This is a genomic window from Streptomyces sp. NBC_00247 (assembly GCF_036188265.1).
Lineage (GTDB): Bacteria > Actinomycetota > Actinomycetes > Streptomycetales > Streptomycetaceae > Streptomyces.
On record NZ_CP108093.1, the window covers coordinates 294,573 to 311,905 of the forward strand.

Annotated in this window: 13 protein-coding genes; 6 read left to right on the forward strand and 7 right to left on the reverse strand. The window is 71.9% G+C overall.

Features of this window, described 5'->3' with window-relative positions; translation table 11 throughout:
* Window positions 1-159 precede the first annotated feature (159 nt).
* Window positions 160-534, reverse strand: a complete 375-nt coding sequence (locus OHT52_RS01010; protein ID WP_328718164.1) for a hypothetical protein — start codon at window positions 532-534, stop codon at window positions 160-162.
* Window positions 535-541: 7 nt separating this feature from the next.
* A complete protein-coding gene (locus OHT52_RS01015) occupies window positions 542-4,156 on the reverse strand; it encodes an ALF repeat-containing protein (protein ID WP_328718165.1) in 3,615 nt (1,204 codons plus the stop codon).
* Between the two features lie 391 nt (window positions 4,157-4,547).
* Between OHT52_RS01015 and OHT52_RS01020 the strand changes: the two genes are divergently transcribed.
* On the forward strand, window positions 4,548-5,054 hold the full coding sequence (locus OHT52_RS01020; protein ID WP_328718166.1) for a hypothetical protein: 507 nt from the start codon (window positions 4,548-4,550) through the stop codon (window positions 5,052-5,054).
* Window positions 5,055-5,103: 49 nt separating this feature from the next.
* The gene (locus OHT52_RS01025) at window positions 5,104-7,278 is read left to right on the forward strand and encodes a trypsin-like serine protease (RefSeq protein WP_328718167.1); all 2,175 of its coding nucleotides are present in this window, start codon (window positions 5,104-5,106) and stop codon (window positions 7,276-7,278) included.
* 102 nt (window positions 7,279-7,380) lie between these two features.
* Here the strand turns inward: OHT52_RS01025 and OHT52_RS01030 are convergent, their stop codons facing one another.
* On the reverse strand, window positions 7,381-8,421 hold the full coding sequence (locus OHT52_RS01030) for a LacI family DNA-binding transcriptional regulator (RefSeq protein ID WP_328718168.1): 1,041 nt from the start codon (window positions 8,419-8,421) through the stop codon (window positions 7,381-7,383).
* A 253-nt stretch (window positions 8,422-8,674) separates the two neighbouring features.
* Between OHT52_RS01030 and OHT52_RS01035 the strand changes: the two genes are divergently transcribed.
* Window positions 8,675-10,336, forward strand: coding sequence for a beta-1,3-glucanase family protein (locus OHT52_RS01035; protein ID WP_328718169.1), 1,662 nt, complete (start codon window positions 8,675-8,677; stop codon window positions 10,334-10,336).
* A gap of 125 nt (window positions 10,337-10,461) precedes the next feature.
* On the opposite strand, the gene OHT52_RS01040 is transcribed toward OHT52_RS01035, so the two are convergent.
* The 4 genes from OHT52_RS01040 to OHT52_RS01055 all read right to left on the reverse strand — a co-directional run bounded on the left by OHT52_RS01040 (window position 10,462) and on the right by OHT52_RS01055 (window position 13,734).
* Window positions 10,462-11,652 (reverse strand): MBL fold metallo-hydrolase, encoded by a 1,191-nt coding sequence (locus OHT52_RS01040; RefSeq protein ID WP_328718171.1) that lies wholly within the window; start codon window positions 11,650-11,652, stop codon window positions 10,462-10,464.
* A 117-nt stretch (window positions 11,653-11,769) separates the two neighbouring features.
* Window positions 11,770-12,210, reverse strand: coding sequence for a PPOX class F420-dependent oxidoreductase (locus tag OHT52_RS01045; RefSeq protein WP_328718172.1), 441 nt, complete (start codon window positions 12,208-12,210; stop codon window positions 11,770-11,772).
* Between the two features lie 88 nt (window positions 12,211-12,298).
* Window positions 12,299-13,318: a DUF6745 domain-containing protein gene (locus OHT52_RS01050; protein ID WP_328718173.1), complete on the reverse strand. Its 1,020-nt coding sequence runs from the start codon at window positions 13,316-13,318 to the stop codon at window positions 12,299-12,301.
* Between the two features lie 89 nt (window positions 13,319-13,407).
* Window positions 13,408-13,734 (reverse strand): hypothetical protein, encoded by a 327-nt coding sequence (locus tag OHT52_RS01055; RefSeq protein ID WP_328718174.1) that lies wholly within the window; start codon window positions 13,732-13,734, stop codon window positions 13,408-13,410.
* 337 nt (window positions 13,735-14,071) lie between these two features.
* Between OHT52_RS01055 and OHT52_RS01060 the strand changes: the two genes are divergently transcribed.
* The 3 genes from OHT52_RS01060 to OHT52_RS01070 are packed head-to-tail and all read left to right on the forward strand — an operon-like array spanning window position 14,072 to window position 17,236.
* Window positions 14,072-15,025, forward strand: coding sequence for an STM4015 family protein (locus OHT52_RS01060; RefSeq protein WP_328718175.1), 954 nt, complete (start codon window positions 14,072-14,074; stop codon window positions 15,023-15,025).
* Window positions 15,022-16,053 carry an STM4015 family protein gene (locus tag OHT52_RS01065; RefSeq protein WP_328718176.1) on the forward strand — a complete coding sequence of 344 codons (1,032 nt, stop codon included), beginning with the start codon at window positions 15,022-15,024 and terminating at the stop codon, window positions 16,051-16,053. The genes OHT52_RS01060 and OHT52_RS01065 overlap by 4 nt, the downstream gene beginning before the upstream one ends.
* Window positions 16,034-17,236: an STM4014 family protein gene (locus OHT52_RS01070; protein WP_328718177.1), complete on the forward strand. Its 1,203-nt coding sequence runs from the start codon at window positions 16,034-16,036 to the stop codon at window positions 17,234-17,236. Before OHT52_RS01065 ends, OHT52_RS01070 begins: the two co-directional genes overlap by 20 nt.
* The last annotated feature ends 97 nt before the right edge of the window (window positions 17,237-17,333 follow it).

Below are 17,333 nucleotides of genomic sequence, written 5' to 3' on the forward strand. Positions count from 1 at the left end.
GTGCACCCGGCCCGAACCCCCGGGCCCGCACCCGTCCGACGGCAGGAGCCCCCGCAGGCGCAGCGACTCGCGCCCGCGGGGGCTCCTGCCGGTTCGGTCACGTTTCCGTTCCGGGTCCCGGTCGGGGGCCGGTCACGGGTCCGGCTCCGGCCGTCCGCGTCACCTGCCTCTCAGGGTGCGGAAGTCGGCGTACATGCGGATCAGGGCTTCCCGGCTGTTTCGCACGGCGAGGAACTCGAGGACCCTGGTGAACAGGTGGTCGAGGGCCCGCTGGTCCTGCTCCGGTGTCAGCGGCCCGCGCCATTCGCCGGGGTCGGCCTCGGGAACGGCTTCGCGGAAGATCTCCTTGTACCAGGCGAAGCTGGAGAGCTCCTGCCGCTGGACGCAGAGCCACTCCGCGAAGCCGCGGAAGAAACCCCGGGACTGGGCCACGTCGATGCCGTTCAGCAGCATGACGGTCGGGTAGTACCGGCCGTTCAGACCGTACGTCCCCGGATTCGCGCGGATGTCCTCGATGAGGGGCTTGTCGTTCACGGGTTCCTCAAAACGGCCAGTCGATGTTCTGGGGCTTGCTCCACCTGGACTTGTACTCGGCGATCGTCTCACCGGCCCGACCGGTCCAGGCGTCGAACACCCGGCCCTCGTACACCACCACTGCGTGCCACCACCATTGGCTGTCCTGGCCCCGGTAGTAGGGGAGCTCGCCCCCCTGATTGTTCTCCAGGGTGAAGATCGTACCGCCGCCCAGACTGTCCCGGATGTTCTCGGCACACACGTCGCAACCGCCGCTGCGGGGGATCTCCGAGACGTCCCGGGGCAGCCCCGGGATGTCGTGCTCACCGCAGGACTTGCCCGACGAAGCCGTCATCGGCACCGCCGCGGACGCCGCGCTCGTGCTCGCCCAGGTGGTCGAAGCCTCGGTCACGTACGAGACCGGTGCTGCGGACAGCGTCGTCCTGCCGAGGATCTTGCAGCCGCGCCTGAGGAGCTTCAGCCCGTCGAAGACCTTCTCCAGCGCCTTGAGCTTGGCACCGACGAGCGCGTCCACGGCGAGGCCGCCGCAGTGCTCCAGGTCCCTCTCGCGCAGGCAGGTGTCCAGCTCGGTGAGGCCGGCCAGTTCCAGGCTGATCTTGGCCGCCGTCTCCAGGCCGGCGCCGATCTCCGCGCCGTTCTCCAGGATCTGGCAGTCGACCGGGCTCTGCGTGCACCAGCGGACGTAGCCCTGCGGGTCGCAGGGGACGAACGACTGGCCACAGCGGTACAGCTCGGCGGCACGCCTGCCGTTCTCGTTGCGTTCCTTCTCGGCCACGGCGGCCTTGCGCGCGGCCTCGGCTTCCTCCCGGTACTTCGCGACCGAGGTGGCGAAGGCCTCGTCGGCGGCTTCCAGCGCCGCGGCGGCCGACTCGCCCGCCGCGGTCGCCGACTTCTTGGCCTCGTCGTAGTAATACCAAGCGGTGGACGCCGAAGCCTGGGCCGCCTCGGAGGAGAGGGTGGCGTCGGTGGCGGAACGGGCGGCGTCCTCGGCCGCGACGTCGGCCCGGTCGGCCGCCGCCCGTGCGGTGGCCGCGGACTTGGCCGCTGCCGTGGCAGAGGCTTCGGCGTCCTCGGCGTACGCCTGCGCCTTGTCGGCCTGGGCCTGTGCCTCGGTGCCGGAATCCTTCGCCTTGTCCGCCCATTCCTGGGCTTCGGCGGCGGCGTTGCGCGCCAGGGCCGCCGTCTTCTGCGCCGTCGCGGCGTTCTGCTGAGCCGTGGCCGCGATCTGCGCCGCGTCCGCGATCAGCTTCTGGACCTGCGCGACGTGGGTGGCGGAGAGTTCGTCCTTGCGCTGGGCCGTGTACTGGCCGGACGCGATGAAGTTGTGCAGGGCCTGCGGGGGCCCCTCCAGGGCGACCCTCGCCGCCGAGCGGACCTCGGGCCCTGCCGAGTCGACCAGTTGGGCGGCCCGTACCCGTTCGTCCTCGGTCCTCGTCGTGTACTGCGCCACGGTCAGGAACGCGCTGTACTTCTTGGCGTCCCCCGTGGCGAGGGCGGCCCGGCCGGCTTCCGCGAGCACGGGCCCGGCCGCGTCGACGACCCGGGCGATCTCGACCCTCATCGGCTCCGTGGCGATCACGTACTGACCGTTCGCCACGAACTCGGCGATGTCGGCGGCGTCGCCGTCGAGGGCGGCTTCCGCGGCCGTCCGCATGTGGGGATCGGCGCTCTCCTCGGCCAGTCGTTCCACGGAGGAGCGCTGCTGCTGGTGTTCGGCGTCCTCCCAGCCGTCGGTGAGGTAGTCGAGGACTTCCTCGTCGGTTCCGGCCAGCGCCGCCTCGGCCGCCGCGCGGCCCCACGCTTCGCCCCGCGTCATCTCCCGCACTGCCAGGTCACGGCCCTGAGCGGCGACGGCAGCGAGGTCGGCGTCCGGCTCGGCGGCCGCGGCGACCAGTGCGTCCCGCTCGGCGTCCCGGTCCGCCGCCGCCTTCTCCAGATCCTTCTGGCCGGCCGTCGCGGCCTCGGTCGCCGCCTTCTGGTCGCGGGCCTGCTCGATGCCCTCGTTGGTACGGCTGAGCAGTTCCTCGGCCTCCACCTCGCGCGCCAGGGTGTACACGTTCTGTGCCTGCAGCACCGCTGCCGTCGCCACGTTCGCCGCGTCGGTAGCCGCGTCGGCGTGCGCCGTGGACTTGGCCGCCGCCGTGGCCGCGTCGCCCGCGTGCTCGGCCGCCTCCTGGGCCGCTTCCGCCGCGTTGCGCGCGTGCGTCGCGGCCGACTCGGCCGCGTCCCGCGCGTCCCGTGCCGCACTCGCCGCCTTGCGGGCCAGCGACTCCGCCGCCGCGGCGGCACGGTTGGCTTCGGCCGCGTGCCGCCGGGTTGCGGCTGCAGCGGCGCGCGCCTGGGCCGCCGCCGCGCTGGACTGGTCCGCGTAGCCGCTCGCCTCGGTGGCCGCGTCGGCGGCCGCGTTCGCGTGGGCGCCGGCGCTGATCGCCGAAGCCGCCGCGTCGCCTGCGGCATCCGCCGCGACGGCTGCCTGGCCGGCGGCGCCGGCCGCCTTCTCGGCGCCGTCCGCCGCGAGGTTGGCCTCGTCGGCCGCCCGGCGGGCCGCGTCGGCGTTCGACGCGTCCACCGCCGCGTCCGCCGCGGCGTTACGGGCCCTCGACGCGGCCTGCGAGGCGCCCGCCGCCGCGGCGGCCGCCTGGGAAGCCGCGTTCGCCGCGATCCTGGCCGAGTTGTTCGCCGCACGTGCCGCGGAGATGGCCTGCTGGGCGGCCTCGGCCGCCTGGGAGGCCGCGGACGCCGCGCGCTGCGCGGCACTCGCCGCCCGCTGGGTGTCGTCCTTGGCCGCCTCGGCCTCGGCCGCGGCCCGCTGGGCGGCCTCCTTCGCCAGCTTCGCCGCTTCGACGGCCTTGGCGGACTCCGCCTGGGCCGCCTTCGTCTCGACCGCGGCCTGACGCCCGGCCTCCTCCGCCCGGGCCGCCAGCTCGGCGACCGTGGCGTGTTCCTCGTCCTTGTTCCGCGCCACGAACTGGCCGACTTCGAGGAACTCCCGGATCTCGTCGGCGCCGCCGCTCAGCGCGATACGTCCGGCGGCCCGCACGTTCGGACCGCCCACGCTGATGACCTGGGTGAGCTGGACCCGGTCGTCCTGCTCCTGCCAGGTGTACTGCCCCTCTTCGAGGAACTTCGAGATCGCGGCCGGCCCACCGTCGAGCGCGGCCTGGCCGGCCTCCTGGACGTTGGGGCCGCCCGCGTCGATGACCTGGGCCACCCGCACCCGGTTGTCCTGCCGGGCGGGTTCCTCCCAGCCCCAGCTCAGGAAGATCTCCAATTCCTCCTGGGTCCCCGACAGCGCGGTGCGCGCCGCGGCCAGCAGTTCCGCACCCCCGATGCTCGCGATCTGGGCGGCACTGACCCTCTCGTCCTGCGACAGCAGTTCACCGGCGACCGTCAGGAACTCCTGCACGTCGGCATCGCTACCGGTCAGCGCGGCCTCCGCCGCGGCCTTGACCCCGGGCCCGCCGGATCTCCAGTGGTCCAGCACCCGGCCCCGGTCCGTCGCGGCCGCCTCGGCCAGGGCGGCGACCGCCTGCCCGTCGGCGCCCGACGACTCCGCGGCCGCTGCCGGGTGGGCACTCAGGCCGCCGGTGACCATGACGAGCGACAGAAGTGCGGGCACCACGGCCCGTTTCCATCTCGGCATTCCTGCCCGGCCGCGTCTTCCGGAGCATTTTCCGTTCATGACATATCCACCTTTTGGCGTCGTCGGAATTCTGCACCCCTGTTCGGGCGACCAAAAAAGACCATAGCCCGAAAAGAAATCCGAATGGAGGGGGCAACTCCCTGATCGCCCTGGACCGAGAGCACGGAAAGTCGCCGAAAAGCATGCAGCAGGGACGCTCCGGAGCGTATGCGATATTTGCGAATCATTCGGCGATCTTGACACCAAACCGGGGAACAAGGCGTTGACGAGGAACGGAGTTGAGGTTAACTTGTGCATCTCTTTGGAATTATTGGTGACTAATGGGGGGCAGCATTCTGTACGGAATTGATGCACCCGAAAGGATGGTGCGGTGCTTTCCCGTGCCCGCAGTCTGACCATTGCCGGAATTTTCGGCCTCGCCGCGATCGGAATCGGAACCCCCATTGCATTCGCGACCGATTCGGCGGAAACCGCTACTTCGGACACTCCGCCCTCGGCGGTCGAAGATTTCCAGTATCCCGGCGCTGCCGCAATTCTTCAGTCGGAAGGGATCGAACTGAAAAAGGGCGACGGGCACATCGTGCTCGCCGCCTGCGACGGTTCGGTGGACCAGATCAAGGTGTCGACGGTCGCCGACAGCGGGGCCAACCGCAAGGGCGAGTACTGCTTCGACGTGACGTCCCCGTCCGGCTATCTGACGCTGACGCTGCCGCGGGTCTTCGCCCTGGAAACCGGCGACCACCCGTTCAGCGCCGACCTGACCGCGAACGGCGCCACCACCACGGTGAACGTCGCCGAGGGCGGCTTCGAGCCAGTCGGCGAGGGCACCGTGGGCGGTGCCCGCTCCGTGCTCGTCGAGATCCGCGTCACCGGCTGAGCCGGCCGATCCCAGCATCGAGGAATCAAGAATCGTGACCTTTTCGCGCATGAACGCGCTCACTTCACCGGGCCTGGTGGTGGCGGGCGCCGTCGCTCTCGCCTCCACCGTGTTCACCGTTCCGGCTCATGCCGTGGCGAGCGACGCCGTGCCGGCCGGCTCCTACGCCTTCACCGTCAAGGTGTCCCTCGGGGCGGACGACACCGCTCGCGCGTGCAGCGGCGCCCTCGTCGCCCCGGACTGGATCCTGACCGCGGCGAGTTGCTTCGCCGAGAACCCGGCCGTGCCCGTGGTCGCCGCGGGCAAGCCCGCCCTGGACACCACCGCCTCGGTCGGCGGCACGAGCAGCCGCGTGGTGCAGCTCGTGCCGCGTTCCGGGCGGGACGTGGTCCTGGCCCGCCTGTCGCGGCCCGTCACCGCGGTCGCCCCGGTCTCCGTCGGCACCGTCTCCCCCGTGGCGGGGGAACAGCTGGTGGCGTCGGGCTGGGGCCGTACCGCCACGGAGTGGGTACCCACCTCCCCCCACGCCACCGGCTTCGTCGTGAACGCCGTCTCTGCGGACGACCTCGACGTCAGCGGGGTGGGAGGGGCCGTCTGCAAGGGCGACACCGGTGGCCCCCTGCTGCGCGAGGCGAACGGCACCACCGAGCTGGTCGGCATCAACAGCCGTTCCTGGCAGGGCGGTTGCCTGGGACAGACGGAGACCCGCACGGGTGCCGTCGCCGCACGCGCGGACGACCTGGCCACCTGGGTGTCGGACACCGTGGGCAAGGCGCCGGTGACCGACTTCAACTGCGACGGAGTCGAGGACATCGCTGTCGCCGACCCGGCGGCAGCGGTCGGCGGTGACGCCGACGCCGGCCTGGTGCGGATCGTCCTGGGCGGCGGCAAGGGTACCCAGGAGATCACTCAGGACCTGGACTGGGTGGCCGGCGGCTCGGAAGCCGGTGACGAGTTCGGCCAGGCGCTGGCCACCGTCGACTACGACGAGGACGGCTGCACGGACCTGGTCGTCGGTACACCGGGCGAGGACCTGGACACCGCGACCGACGCCGGCATGATCGACATCCTGCACGGCGCGCCGGGCGGTCTGGGTACGGGCACCGTCAAGGACACGCACTACGAACAGGGTGCGGGCAACGGCTCCCTGAGCGCGTCCGCCAGCGAGACCGGTGACCTCATGGGCGCCTCCCTGGCGGCCGGTGTCACCCGCGCCGGTGAACCGTTCGTGATCGCGGGAGCGCCGGGCGAGGGCGTCGACACGTCCGCCGGTGCGGGCATGGCCGTCTACATCCACGGCACGACGAACGTGGTCATCCACCAGGACCGGCTCGACGTCCCGGGCGCGGTCGAGCCGGGAGACGGTTTCGGAGGGGCCGTCGCGGCCGACTCGAACCACATCGTCGTCGCGGCGCCCCACGAGGCGATCGACACCGACGCGGACGCCGGCAACCTGGTCGTGTTCGACCCGAACACGCTGAACTCCGAAGACCGGCCGACCCCGCTGTTCGGGCTCGACCAGGATCTGGACACGGTCGGCGGCGGAGCCGAGGCCGGAGACCTGTTCGGCGCCTCGGTGGCGCTGGTGCCGTACCGCCCGTCGGGCACCGCGTCGGCCACGGAGTCGATCCTGGCCGTCGGTTCACCGGGCGAGGCCCTCAGCGTCAACGACGTCACCAAGGCCGGAGCGGGCCTCGTACAGTCTTTCCGGATCCGCGCGGACGGCGGCTACGGCCAGCTCAACACCTACGAGTCGGGCACCGCCGACGACGACGTCTCCGGCACCTCCGAGGCCGGTGACCACTTCGGTCAGGCTCTGACGGCCGTGAACACAGCGCCGCGCGCGGTGAGCACCGCGGCGACCATGAAGCTGGCGGTCGGCATTCCCGACGAGGCGGTCGGCACCACCGCGAGCGCGGGTGCGATCACGACGTTCTCCCTGCTGGGAGCGCCCGGCGACGGCGAGCGGTGGATCGAGACCGGTGACGGCGACGGCGTTCCCGGCACCCCCGGTGCCAAGCAGTACCTCGGAAAGTACATCCACTACACGTCCACGGCCCTCTACGTGGGCATGCCGTTCGGGCCGTCCGCCCACGGCACCCTGTACGCGCTGCCGCTGTCGAACGTGACCGCCGGCGGAACGATCGCACCGGTGACCACGTACCAGCCGGGCACCGGCGGCCTTCCGGCCGCGGGAGTCCGCTTCGGTTACGCGGCACGGTAGCCCGCCCCTGCGGGAACAGGGGGTGCGGCCGGTGTCCACCGGCCGCACCCCCGCGTCGTCCCCTCCGACGGATGCCACGGTGCGGAGCACCGGCGGCGGGTCTCAGGACGAGGCCCGCCGTACCAGCGTGGTCGGGGTGATCACCGAGTCGGGCGCCCCGGTCCCCTTGCGGTCGCGGTCCAGGCCACGCAGCAGCAGTCTCGCCATGAGCCGCCCCTGGCCCTCGACGTCCTGCCGGACGGTGCTCAGCGGCGGTACGGTCGTCTCGGCCACGGACGCCATGTCGTCAAAGCCGACCACCGCCACCTGGCCCGGCACCGGGATGCCGCGTTCGCCCAGCACCCGCAAGGCACCCGAGGCCATCAGGTCGTTGGCGGCGAACACCGCGTCCAGGTCGGGCCGCCGCTCCAGCAGCTCTTCCATGGCCCGCGCGCCGGACTCCACGGTGAACGCGCCCTGCGCGACGAGTGTGGGATCGACGTCGAGCTGGATGTCCCGGTACCCGTCGAACCGGTCCAGGGCCGAGGTCTGGTCGGCCGGTCCGCCGATGTAGGCGATCCGCCGTCGCCCCAGGTCCCGCAGGTGCTGTACGGCCGCCCGCGCCCCGCCCCGGTTGTCCGCGTCCACGTAACTGGCGGTGCGCTCCCCGGGAGGCGTGGTCCAGCTCGGCCGCCCGCCGTACACGGTCGGCAGGCCGGCCCGCCGGGTGATCGCGGGCAGGGGGTCGTCGGTGTGCAGGGAGAAGGCGAGGGCTCCGTCGACGTGGCCGCCGGAGAGGTACCGCTCGATCCGGCCGAAGTCTCCCGGACCCTCCACGATCAACAGCACCAACTGGGCGTCGTGTTCGGCCAGCTCCTTGCTGATGCCCCGGAGCTGCCGGGAGAAGAACGGGTCGGAGAAGATGCGTATCTCCGGCTCGGCGATCACCACGGCCACCGCTCCGGTCCGCCGGGTGACGAGGGTGCGGGCCGCGTGGTTCGGGATGTACTGGAGCTCCTCGACCGCTTGGCGCACCCGGTCCACCAGAGGCTGGCGCACACCGTCGCCCCCGTTGACGACCCGGGACGCGGTGGCCCTGGAGACTCCCGCGCGCGCCGCGACGGCTTCCAGGGTGGGCCGGGAACCTGGGGACTGCTCGGGCAAGGCGGGCGCTCCTCAACGCTGGGCGGCGGACCGGTAGGCAGGACCGCCGGTTCGCTCACAGCCTAGCGCCGGGGCCGCCCGGGAGCGGCGCCGCCACCTGCCCGGATTGAGAGCGCTCCCAAACTCGTCCCGCTCCGTTCGGCACATCCCTTGACCCTCATTGGTACAGGCCATTAGCGTCGCGTTCGCCTCAGGGCAACACCCCCACCTCCGTCGCGCTTCTGACGGTTCATCACACCCTTTCGGAGGGTCAGTGGTCTCTCGACGTTCCTTCCTCACCGCGACCGGCGCGACCGCCGCCGCTGCCGCTCTCTCCCCGCTGTCGCCGTTCACCTCCACGGCCTCCGCCGCGAGCGCCCCGCTCCCGATCTCGCTCCAGAACAACTCCGGGAACAACACCGTCTACGCGTACATCTCCGGTACGGACAGCAGCGGTTGGCCGGTGTTCGTCTCCGCGAACGGCGCCCTGAACCGGCTGCCGAACCCGTCCGCGGCGGTGACGCCGATCGCCGACTACTCCATCCCGCTGGGGGCCTCCGGCTCGGCGGCGACCAAGGTGAACCTGGCCGGCTTCGTCATCGGGGGCCGGGTCTGGTTCTCGGTCGGCCAGAAGCTCAAGTTCTTCGTCAACCCGGGCACCGTGCCCGGCGTGGTCCAGCCCGCACTGACCAGCGCCGACCCCAACTGGTCGACGAACTGGACCTTCTGCGAGTTCACCTTCAACAGTGCCAACCTGTACGCCAACATCTCCTACGTCGACATGGTCGGCCTGCCGGTCTCCATGTCCAGCACCGGCAGCTCCGGCAACCAGACGGTCAGCCCGCTGCCCAGCGGCGCGCTCGCCTCCATCGCCTCCGGCCTGCGGTCCCAGCACGCCACCGACGGCGCCCCCTGGGACAAGCTGGTGATCAACGACTCCTCCGGCGGGGTGCTGCGCGTCCTCGCACCCTCGCACTCCCCGGTGGACTTCGGCAACTACTGGGACGACTACCTGAACCGGGTGTGGGCCCGCTACGCCACCACCCCCCTGACCCTGAACGGCCAGGGCGGCATCGGCTCGTACACCGGCACCGTCTCCGGTGGCGCCATCGTCTTCTCGGGCCTCAACACCAACGGCGTCCCGTTCACCAAACCCAGCGCCGTCGACATCTTCGGCTGCGCCTCCGGCCCGCTCTACAACTCCGGCGGCGACGCGCGCGGCGCCATCGCGGCCCGGCTGTCCGCCGCGCTCAACCGGAGCAGCCTGCTGGTCTCCGGCGGCAACAACAACCCCGACGGCGTGTCCCCGTCCCAGTACTACACGGACCCCATCACCAACCACTACGCGCGACTCGTCCACAAGTACGCGAGCATCGGCTACGCCTTCCCGTACGACGACGTCGGCCCCACCGGTTCCGCGCCCGTCGACGGCCACATCCAGGACGGCAACCCCACGTCCTGGACCATCTCACTGGGCGCGGGCTCGGGTTCGGGGTCGAACCCGGGCGGCGGAACGGGTTCGGGTACCAGCGCCTACGGCACCATCCAGGCGGAGTCCTACTCGGCCCAGAGCGGCACCACCACGGAGACCACCACCGACACCGGCGGTGGCCAGAACGTCGGGTACATCGCCAACGGCGACTGGCTCAAGTACTCGTCCCTGGACTTCGGTTCGACCGCACCGTTCCAGTTCAAGGCCCGGCTCGCGTCGGGCGCAGCGGCGGGCGTGAGCGGCGCGATCAAGGTACGTCTGGACAGCACCACCGGCCCGCAGATCGCGGAGATCAACTTCTCCGGCAGCGGCGGCTGGCAGACCTGGCAGACCGTTCCCGCCAACATCATCGCCTCCGCGACCGGTGTCCACGACGTCTACCTGGTCTTCTCCGGCAGCAGTTCGGATTTCCTCAACCTCAACTGGTTCACCTTCACCAAGTGACCCGGACCCGCCGCCCCGGACCCGCGACCGGCGGGCCCGGGGCGGCGGAGCCCGTCACCGCTGCGGCGAGCCCGGTGCCCGCCCGTGCGACGCGATGACACCCCCCGTGTGCTCCGAGCGGTCCGTCACTCCTCCGTGACGAGTTCGAGGGCCTCGTGGGACGAGTACTCCGGCGATTCGGGAACGGGCCACTCCTGGTCGGGTACGTACCCCACCGTCCGCCACCACGGCTCGGACGGCAGTTCTCCGCCGGGCTCGAAAGGCTGTCCCGGAATGGGGAAGGCGCCCGCCTGACCGATCGCGGCCGCGGCTTCGCGGGTCCACTCCCCCGGCTCGGCCCAGGGGTGCGGGGCGAGGTTGAAGGTGCCCCAGTGGATCGGCATCAGAACGCCGCGAGGGCTGCCGCCCTGGAGATCCAGATGCGCGCGGAGCCCCTCGGCGGGCGTCATGTGGATGTCGGGCCAGAACTCGGAGTACGCCCCGATCTGGATCATCGTGATGTCGAACGGGCCGTGCTCGGCCCCGATGTCACGGAAGCCGGCGAAGTAGCCGGTGTCGCCACTGTGGTAGATCCGGTGCTCGGCCCCCTCGACCGCCCAGGACGCCCAGAGGGTGTGCTGCCCGCTGCGCACGCCGCGTCCGCAGAAATGCCGTGCGGGGGTCGCGGTGAGCCGGATGCCCGCCACCTCCGTGCTCTCGTTCCAGTCCAGCTCGCGCAGCCGGGCGGGTGAGACACCCCAGTGTTCCAGATGGGCGCCGACGCCGAGCGGCACGGCGAAGACGGTGTCCGTCCGGGCGAGGGCACGGATCGTCGGCAGGTCCAGGTGGTCGTAGTGGTCGTGCGAGATGACGACGACGTCCACCGGCCCCAGGGCGTCGAGCGAGAGCGGGGCGGGATGGAGACGCTTGGGGCCCGCGAAGTCGAACGGGGAGCAGCGCTCGCCCCAGACGGGGTCGAAGAGCACACGGCTCCCGTCGATCTCGGCGAGGACACTGGAATGGCCCATCCAGGTCACCCGGAGACCCGAGGCCGGCGGCCGGGCCAGGTCGGCGAAGGTCGTGGCGTGTACCGGGATGTTTCCGAGCGGTGCCCTGCGGGCCCGTTGCTCCTTGTTGAAGTAGGTCTTCGCGAGTTCCAGCGAGGAGCCCGAGGGCCGGGTCCGGGCCCCGACCGGATTCTGGAACACTCCGTCGGCGAAGTGGGGCGAGCGGCGGATGCGCTCCATCCGGGCCCCCGAGGGGTCGGCCCCGAACGCGTCGGCGCGCATCGAGCGGAGTCGGGTGCGCAGGGGGGTCAAGAATTCGGCGCCGGTCACAGCATCTCCTGGGGGAGTCGGTCTCTTCTTATTATGTGCGGGAGGCACGCCCGCGCGACGGTTCGCCCGGGGCGGGCACCGCACCCCGGGCCTGCCCGGCTCCCCACACGTATCGCGTCAGGCACCCGGCTGCCCGTACACGTGCTCGATGCGCAGGGTGAGAACGACTCTGCGGTCCCGCACCATCGCCTGCCGGTAGTCGTCCCAGTCCGGGTGCTCGCCGAGCACGTCCCGGTAGAGGGTGATCAGCGCTTCGACGGTGGCGTCCCGGGGATCGGCGGCGGGGGGAGTCAGCTCGGCCGTCCCGTCCACGACGGTCCACGCGCCCCGGTTCTCGCTCGTCACATGGAAACTCGCCCGGGGGTCGCGGCGCAGGTTCCGCGTCTTCGCCCGGTCCTCCGTCACCGAGACCCGGATCGTCCGGGCCGCCGCGTCGTAGGCGTGGTTCACGTTCGACAGCTGGGGGCGGCCGTTCTTCCTCAGGGTCACCAGCACCCCGTCGTGCGAGGCACCGACGAGGCGCAGAAGGTCTTCCTGTGCGGTATCGAGAGAGGTCATGATCCGTCCAACGTGTCCACGCCCCGCAAGATTCCGCCGAAGGGCGGACGGCGATCCTCTGCCGGGGGTGGCGCGTGCCCCCTCTCCGTCACGTCTGGCGCACGGGTGCGTACTGCTCGCCCCCGAGCCCGAAGGTCCAGGCGACCCCGTCCTTCGCCGTGCGGGTCGCGGGCGGCACCCGCAGCCAGTAAGTGCGGTGGGTGCCGTCGGGTTCAGGGGTGGAGTTGACGACCTCGACCATCACGACGTCCTCGTCGCCGGGGAGCGGGATGCGCCAGAGAATGCCCGTCTCGTCCCGGTGGACCGGCTCCGCACCGGATTCCTCCAGGTAGCGGTCGTAGCCGTAGTGCTCCAGCATCACGCGCCGCAGCTCGGCGTTGGCCTCCTCGCGTATCCGCTCGGGGGTGAGGGCCGAGAGCTCCTCCAGGAAAGCGGCCGGCACCGGCATGCCGCGCCAGGCGTGGAGGGCGAAGCCGTCCGGGTAGGCGAGCGCCGGGCCGTCCCCGCGGTCGAGGCGGCCCGCCTCGTCGCGATGGAGCGTCTCAGGGCGTTCGGCGACGACGACGGCGTTCTCGTAGGGCCACCACCACCCGGCGTTGCGCGCCACCTCGGCCAGGCCCGCAAGGCGCTCGCTGTCCTCGAAGGCGGCGAGCCATGCCGCGTCGTGCTGCCCCAGCACCGCGTCCAGCAGCACCAGTCGCACCGCCGTCTCGTCCTCGGGATCCGCGGCGAGCTCGGCCACCACGCCCGCGCGGATACGCGCGGCGAGGGCGGAGGTGCTCTCCCACAGCTGCGCGCCGGTGGCCGACCAGAGCGCGGCCCAGCCCATCGCTCCCAACTCGTCGTACTTCCGGCGGCGTTCGTGACCCCACGGCCGGGTACGCACCTCCTCACGCACCGACTTACCGGCGTCGACGAGCTTCTCCACCGCCTTCACCGCTGCCCTGGGCGAGTCCGCCCAGACGATCCGGCCCGGCTCCGCCAGGCCCGCCGTGCGGTAGGCCCGACGAATGCCCTCCTCCGCCGCCGTCCTGTCGGCCCTTCCGGTGGCCGAGGCCACCGCCCGCCACGAGGTCGCGTCCCGCGTCATCATTCCCGTCCCTGTCATCCCTGGTCACCCGTCCCTGCTCGTGTTCGTGTTCCTGCTCGGGTGCGCCTTTCCGGCGCGTCTTTCTCGTCCGCGCCGGTGATCGCCCGTCAGTCCGCCACGACGCGGAACGCGCCGGGGACGTACTCCCGTTGGCGCACCACGCGGAACCAGCCCTTGGGCAGCGCGATCGGGGCGTGTTCCTCGTGCACGACCCGCCCGCCCTCGGGAAGGTGGAGCAGCATCGGTCCGAACGGCCCCGACTCGCGTATCAGCCGGCCGGGTCCCTGTACGGCGTGCGCGTGTCCGGTGACCTCCCCCAGGGCCAGCACCAACCGACCGCGCCCGTCGCGCAGTTCGCCCCGCGCGTCCAGGAACGGCGCGGGCACCTCGGACTTCTCGACCGCCATGATCAGCACATCGCCCTGCCGGTACACGGACGTCTCCCCTCCGGTACGGCGCCCCGTGCGCCGAACCCTGTGGAGAACGCTAGGAGGTGGGTCTGACATCGGCGGGTTCCCGCGGTCGGCGGAGGCACCACGCGGCTGCGCCCGCCCCCTGGCCCCCGCAACCGTCCGCCGCGCGATCGCCACCCCGGTGGATCACCCCGTGGATCCGTCGGTCCGGGCGCTCCGGCTCGCGGCACCCCGGGAGCACCGGCACACGTCTCAGCTGCCGGACCGCGGCGTTCCCCGTCCCGGGTGCGGCGCTGTCAGTGGCACTTGATAGACCTTGCGGCAGACAGACGTCCCCAGCACACCGGAGCTTCGGGTCATGACCATTGCGAACCACCTGAGCGAGTTGCACGGCCTTCCCGCCGTCGATTTCGAGATCCCCACCGAGGGCCGCTCGCTTCCCGAGGCCGGAGCCGTGGCGTGGCGGCTCCGGGTCGACCCGTACGACGAGCCGGAGGTCACGTGGGAGGAGGTCTTCGACCTGTTCCTGGCGACGGTGGACCCGGCCGGAGTGCGGGCGCTGATCATCGGTCAGTGGGGCGAGACGACCGAGCACCGCTCTTCCTACCCGACAGGCCTGGTGACCGCCGCCGCGAGTCGGCTGCCCTCGCTGGAAGCCGTGTTCGTCGGTGACCTGGTCCTGGAGGAGGCGGAGATCTCCTGGATCGAGCAGTCGGACGTGACGACTCTGCTCGACGCCTTCCCCGGGCTGGTGGAGTTGGGTGTGCGGGGCGGCGACGGCCTGGTCTTCCCGCCGGTGCGGCACGACGCGCTGCGGTCGCTCACGATCGAGTCGGGCGGCCTGCCGGTGCAGGTGGTGCGCGGCGTGCTGGACAGTGAACTCCCCGCGCTGGAGAAGCTCGACCTCTGGCTCGGTGTCTCGGCGTACGGCGGTGACACGGAGCTCGCTGACCTGGCGCCCCTGCTGTCCGGCACGCGCTTCCTCGCCCTGCACCACCTCGGCCTGCGCAACAGCGAGATCCAGGAGGAGATCGCGGCGGCGGTGGCCTCGGCTCCGGTGGTCGCGCGCCTGCGCACCCTGGACCTGTCGAACGGTGTCCTGGGCGACGACGGTGCGGCGGCGCTGCTCGAAGGCCAGCCGCTCACCCACCTCGACACGCTCGACCTCCACCACCACTTCCTCAGCGAGGCGATGGAGCAGCGGCTCACCGCCGCTCTGGAACCGCACGGCGTCCGGGTCGACCTGTCCGACCGCAACAAGCCCTGGAACGACGGTGGTCGCGAGAACCGGTACACGGCGGTCGCGGAATGAGCCGCGCGACGGACATCGAGCACCCGGAGACCTTCCACGGACTGCCCGTGTACCTCCTGCCGGCCCCCGGAGAGACGGAGCCCGGTGGGGCGGCGCCTGCGGGGGAGGACGGGAGGACCGCGCCGGCCGGAAGCCTCCCGGCGGCGGACGCGGTGGCCTGGCGGCTCGACAGCGCCTGGCAGGACGATCTCGACTTCCCCGCCCTGTGGCGACACTTCCTGGCCACCGTGGACACCTCCCGGGTCAGGGCGCTGCTGATCGGCCCCTGGTGGGAGGACGAGTACACCCCTCTCACACCGGTGGTCGAGCTCCTGGTGGCCGACGCCGCCCGTCTCCCGTCACTGCGCGGACTCTTCCTCGCCGACGTGGAGAGCGAGGAGTGCGAGGTGTCGTGGCTGCGACTGTGCGACATCACTCCGGTACTGGAGGCCTGCCCGCGCCTGGAAGAACTCGTCGTCCGGGGTGGCGGCACCCCGGGGGAGCCCCGGGACGAGGAGACCCTCCGGCTCCGGCCCGTGCGGCACACCTCCCTGAAGTCCCTCCGTTTCGAGTCGGGCGGGCTGCCCGGGCACGTCGTACGGGCGGTCGCCGCCTGCGAACTGCCCGCGCTGCGGAGCCTGGAACTCTGGCTCGGCTCCGACTGGTACGGCGGGGACGCGACAGTCGAGGACCTGGCCCCGCTGCTGTCCGGCGGAGGGCTGCCGGCGCTGCGCCACCTCGGTCTGCAGAACAGCGTCGTGCAGGACGAGATCGCCGCCGCCGTGGCGTCGGCGCCCGTCGTCGCCCAGCTCGATTCGCTCTCGCTGGCCATGGGCACCCTGAGCGACACGGGAGGCGAGGCACTGCTGGCCGGGCAGCCTCTGTCGCATCTGTCGCGTCTCGATCTGCGCCATCACTACCTGGGCGAGGAGATGCTCCGACGCATCGTGTCGGCCTGCGCGCCCGCCGTGGTGGACGCGGAGCCCGGTGACGCGTCCGACTTCGATCCGGACGAGGACGACGAGCGGTATGTCGCGGTCGGTGAATAGCCCTGGGCGGGGACAGGGACCGCGTTTCGCCGTCGTCGGCAACCCCCTCAACCGCCGGGTCGCCTTCTTCCGGGGGGCGGTTCTCGCCGCCGGTCTGCCGGAGGCACGGGTCGTGCCGTGGCTGGACGTACTGCACGGCCGGGCGCGCTTCCTGCCCGGCGAGTCGGTGCGTCTGGACTCGCCGGGCGAGGAGCCTGAGGTAGAGCGGCTGCTGCGTGGGGTCGGCGACCCGACCCGTGTGGAGGGCTCGGCCCTCTGGTACGTGAACTTCCTGACCGCCGTCCGTTCCGTGGCCACCGAGGTCGCGGCGACGGGTGGCGAACTACTCGGTTCCGCGGACGAGTTGGCCCGGCTGTTCGACAAGCGGCTGTGCCATGCGGCGCTGGACGAGGCGGGCGTTCGGGTACCCGCCTCGCCGACGTCGGGAGCTTCCGCGGCTCCGGTCCGGGACTGGGACCATGTACAGGAGCTGATGCGGGACCACCGCATGTCCAGGGTGTTCGTGAAGCCGGCGCACGGCTCCTCGGCCTCCGGGGTACTGGCCGTGGAGACGGCCGGCCCGGGGCGGGTCCAGGCGACCACCTCGGTGGAACGGGACGAGCGGGGGCGGCTGTTCAACTCCCTGCGGGTGCGGCGGTACACCGCGGAGCGGGAGGTCGCGGCCCTCGTGGACGCCCTCGCACCGGACGGATTGCACATCGAACGCTGGCTCCCCAAGGCCTCGCAGCAGGGCCGGTCCGCCGATCTGCGGGTCGTGGTGGTCGCGGGCCGTGCGACGCACGCCGTCGTGCGGACCAGCCGCTCCCCCATGACCAATCTCCATCTCGGCGGGGCCCGCGGCGATCTGGACCGGGTCCGTGAGGCGGTGTCCTCGGCGGGCGGCAGCTGGTCCGAGGCGCTGGCTCTCTGCGAGCGCGCGGCTGCCTGCTTCCCCCGGAGCCCGTGCGTGGGGGTCGATCTGCTGCCCTCGACCGGCTGGCGGCGGTTCGCCGTGGGTGAGGTCAACGCGTTCGGCGATCTGTTGCCCGGCCTGACCGGTCTGCCGGGCAGTGGCGCCGAAGGCCAGGACACCTACGCCGCGCAGGTCGCCGCCGTCCTGCGGGCCCACGCGGACGCCCTCGCGAGCACCGACAGCACATCCGACGAACGAGCGAGGAACGACCGTGCCACCGCAGCCCCCTGACCCAGCGCCCCTCGCAACCGCCGTGGCAGCCGTACCCGCCACGGCTTTCACCGACCGGACCGGCGCGGCACCCCTGGTCGTCAGCACGCCCGCCACC

Coding starts and splice junctions, on each gene's coding strand:
- OHT52_RS01025 (WP_328718167.1), top strand. CDS start 5,104: ATGAACGCGCTCACTTCACCGGGCCTGGTGGTGGCGGGCGCCGTCGCT.
- OHT52_RS01045 (WP_328718172.1), bottom strand. CDS start 12,210: ATGACCTCTCTCGATACCGCACAGGAAGACCTTCTGCGCCTCGTCGGT.
- OHT52_RS01050 (WP_328718173.1), bottom strand. CDS start 13,318: ATGACAGGGACGGGAATGATGACGCGGGACGCGACCTCGTGGCGGGCG.
- OHT52_RS01060 (WP_328718175.1), top strand. CDS start 14,072: ATGACCATTGCGAACCACCTGAGCGAGTTGCACGGCCTTCCCGCCGTC.
- OHT52_RS01065 (WP_328718176.1), top strand. CDS start 15,022: ATGAGCCGCGCGACGGACATCGAGCACCCGGAGACCTTCCACGGACTG.
- OHT52_RS01070 (WP_328718177.1), top strand. CDS start 16,034: ATGTCGCGGTCGGTGAATAGCCCTGGGCGGGGACAGGGACCGCGTTTC.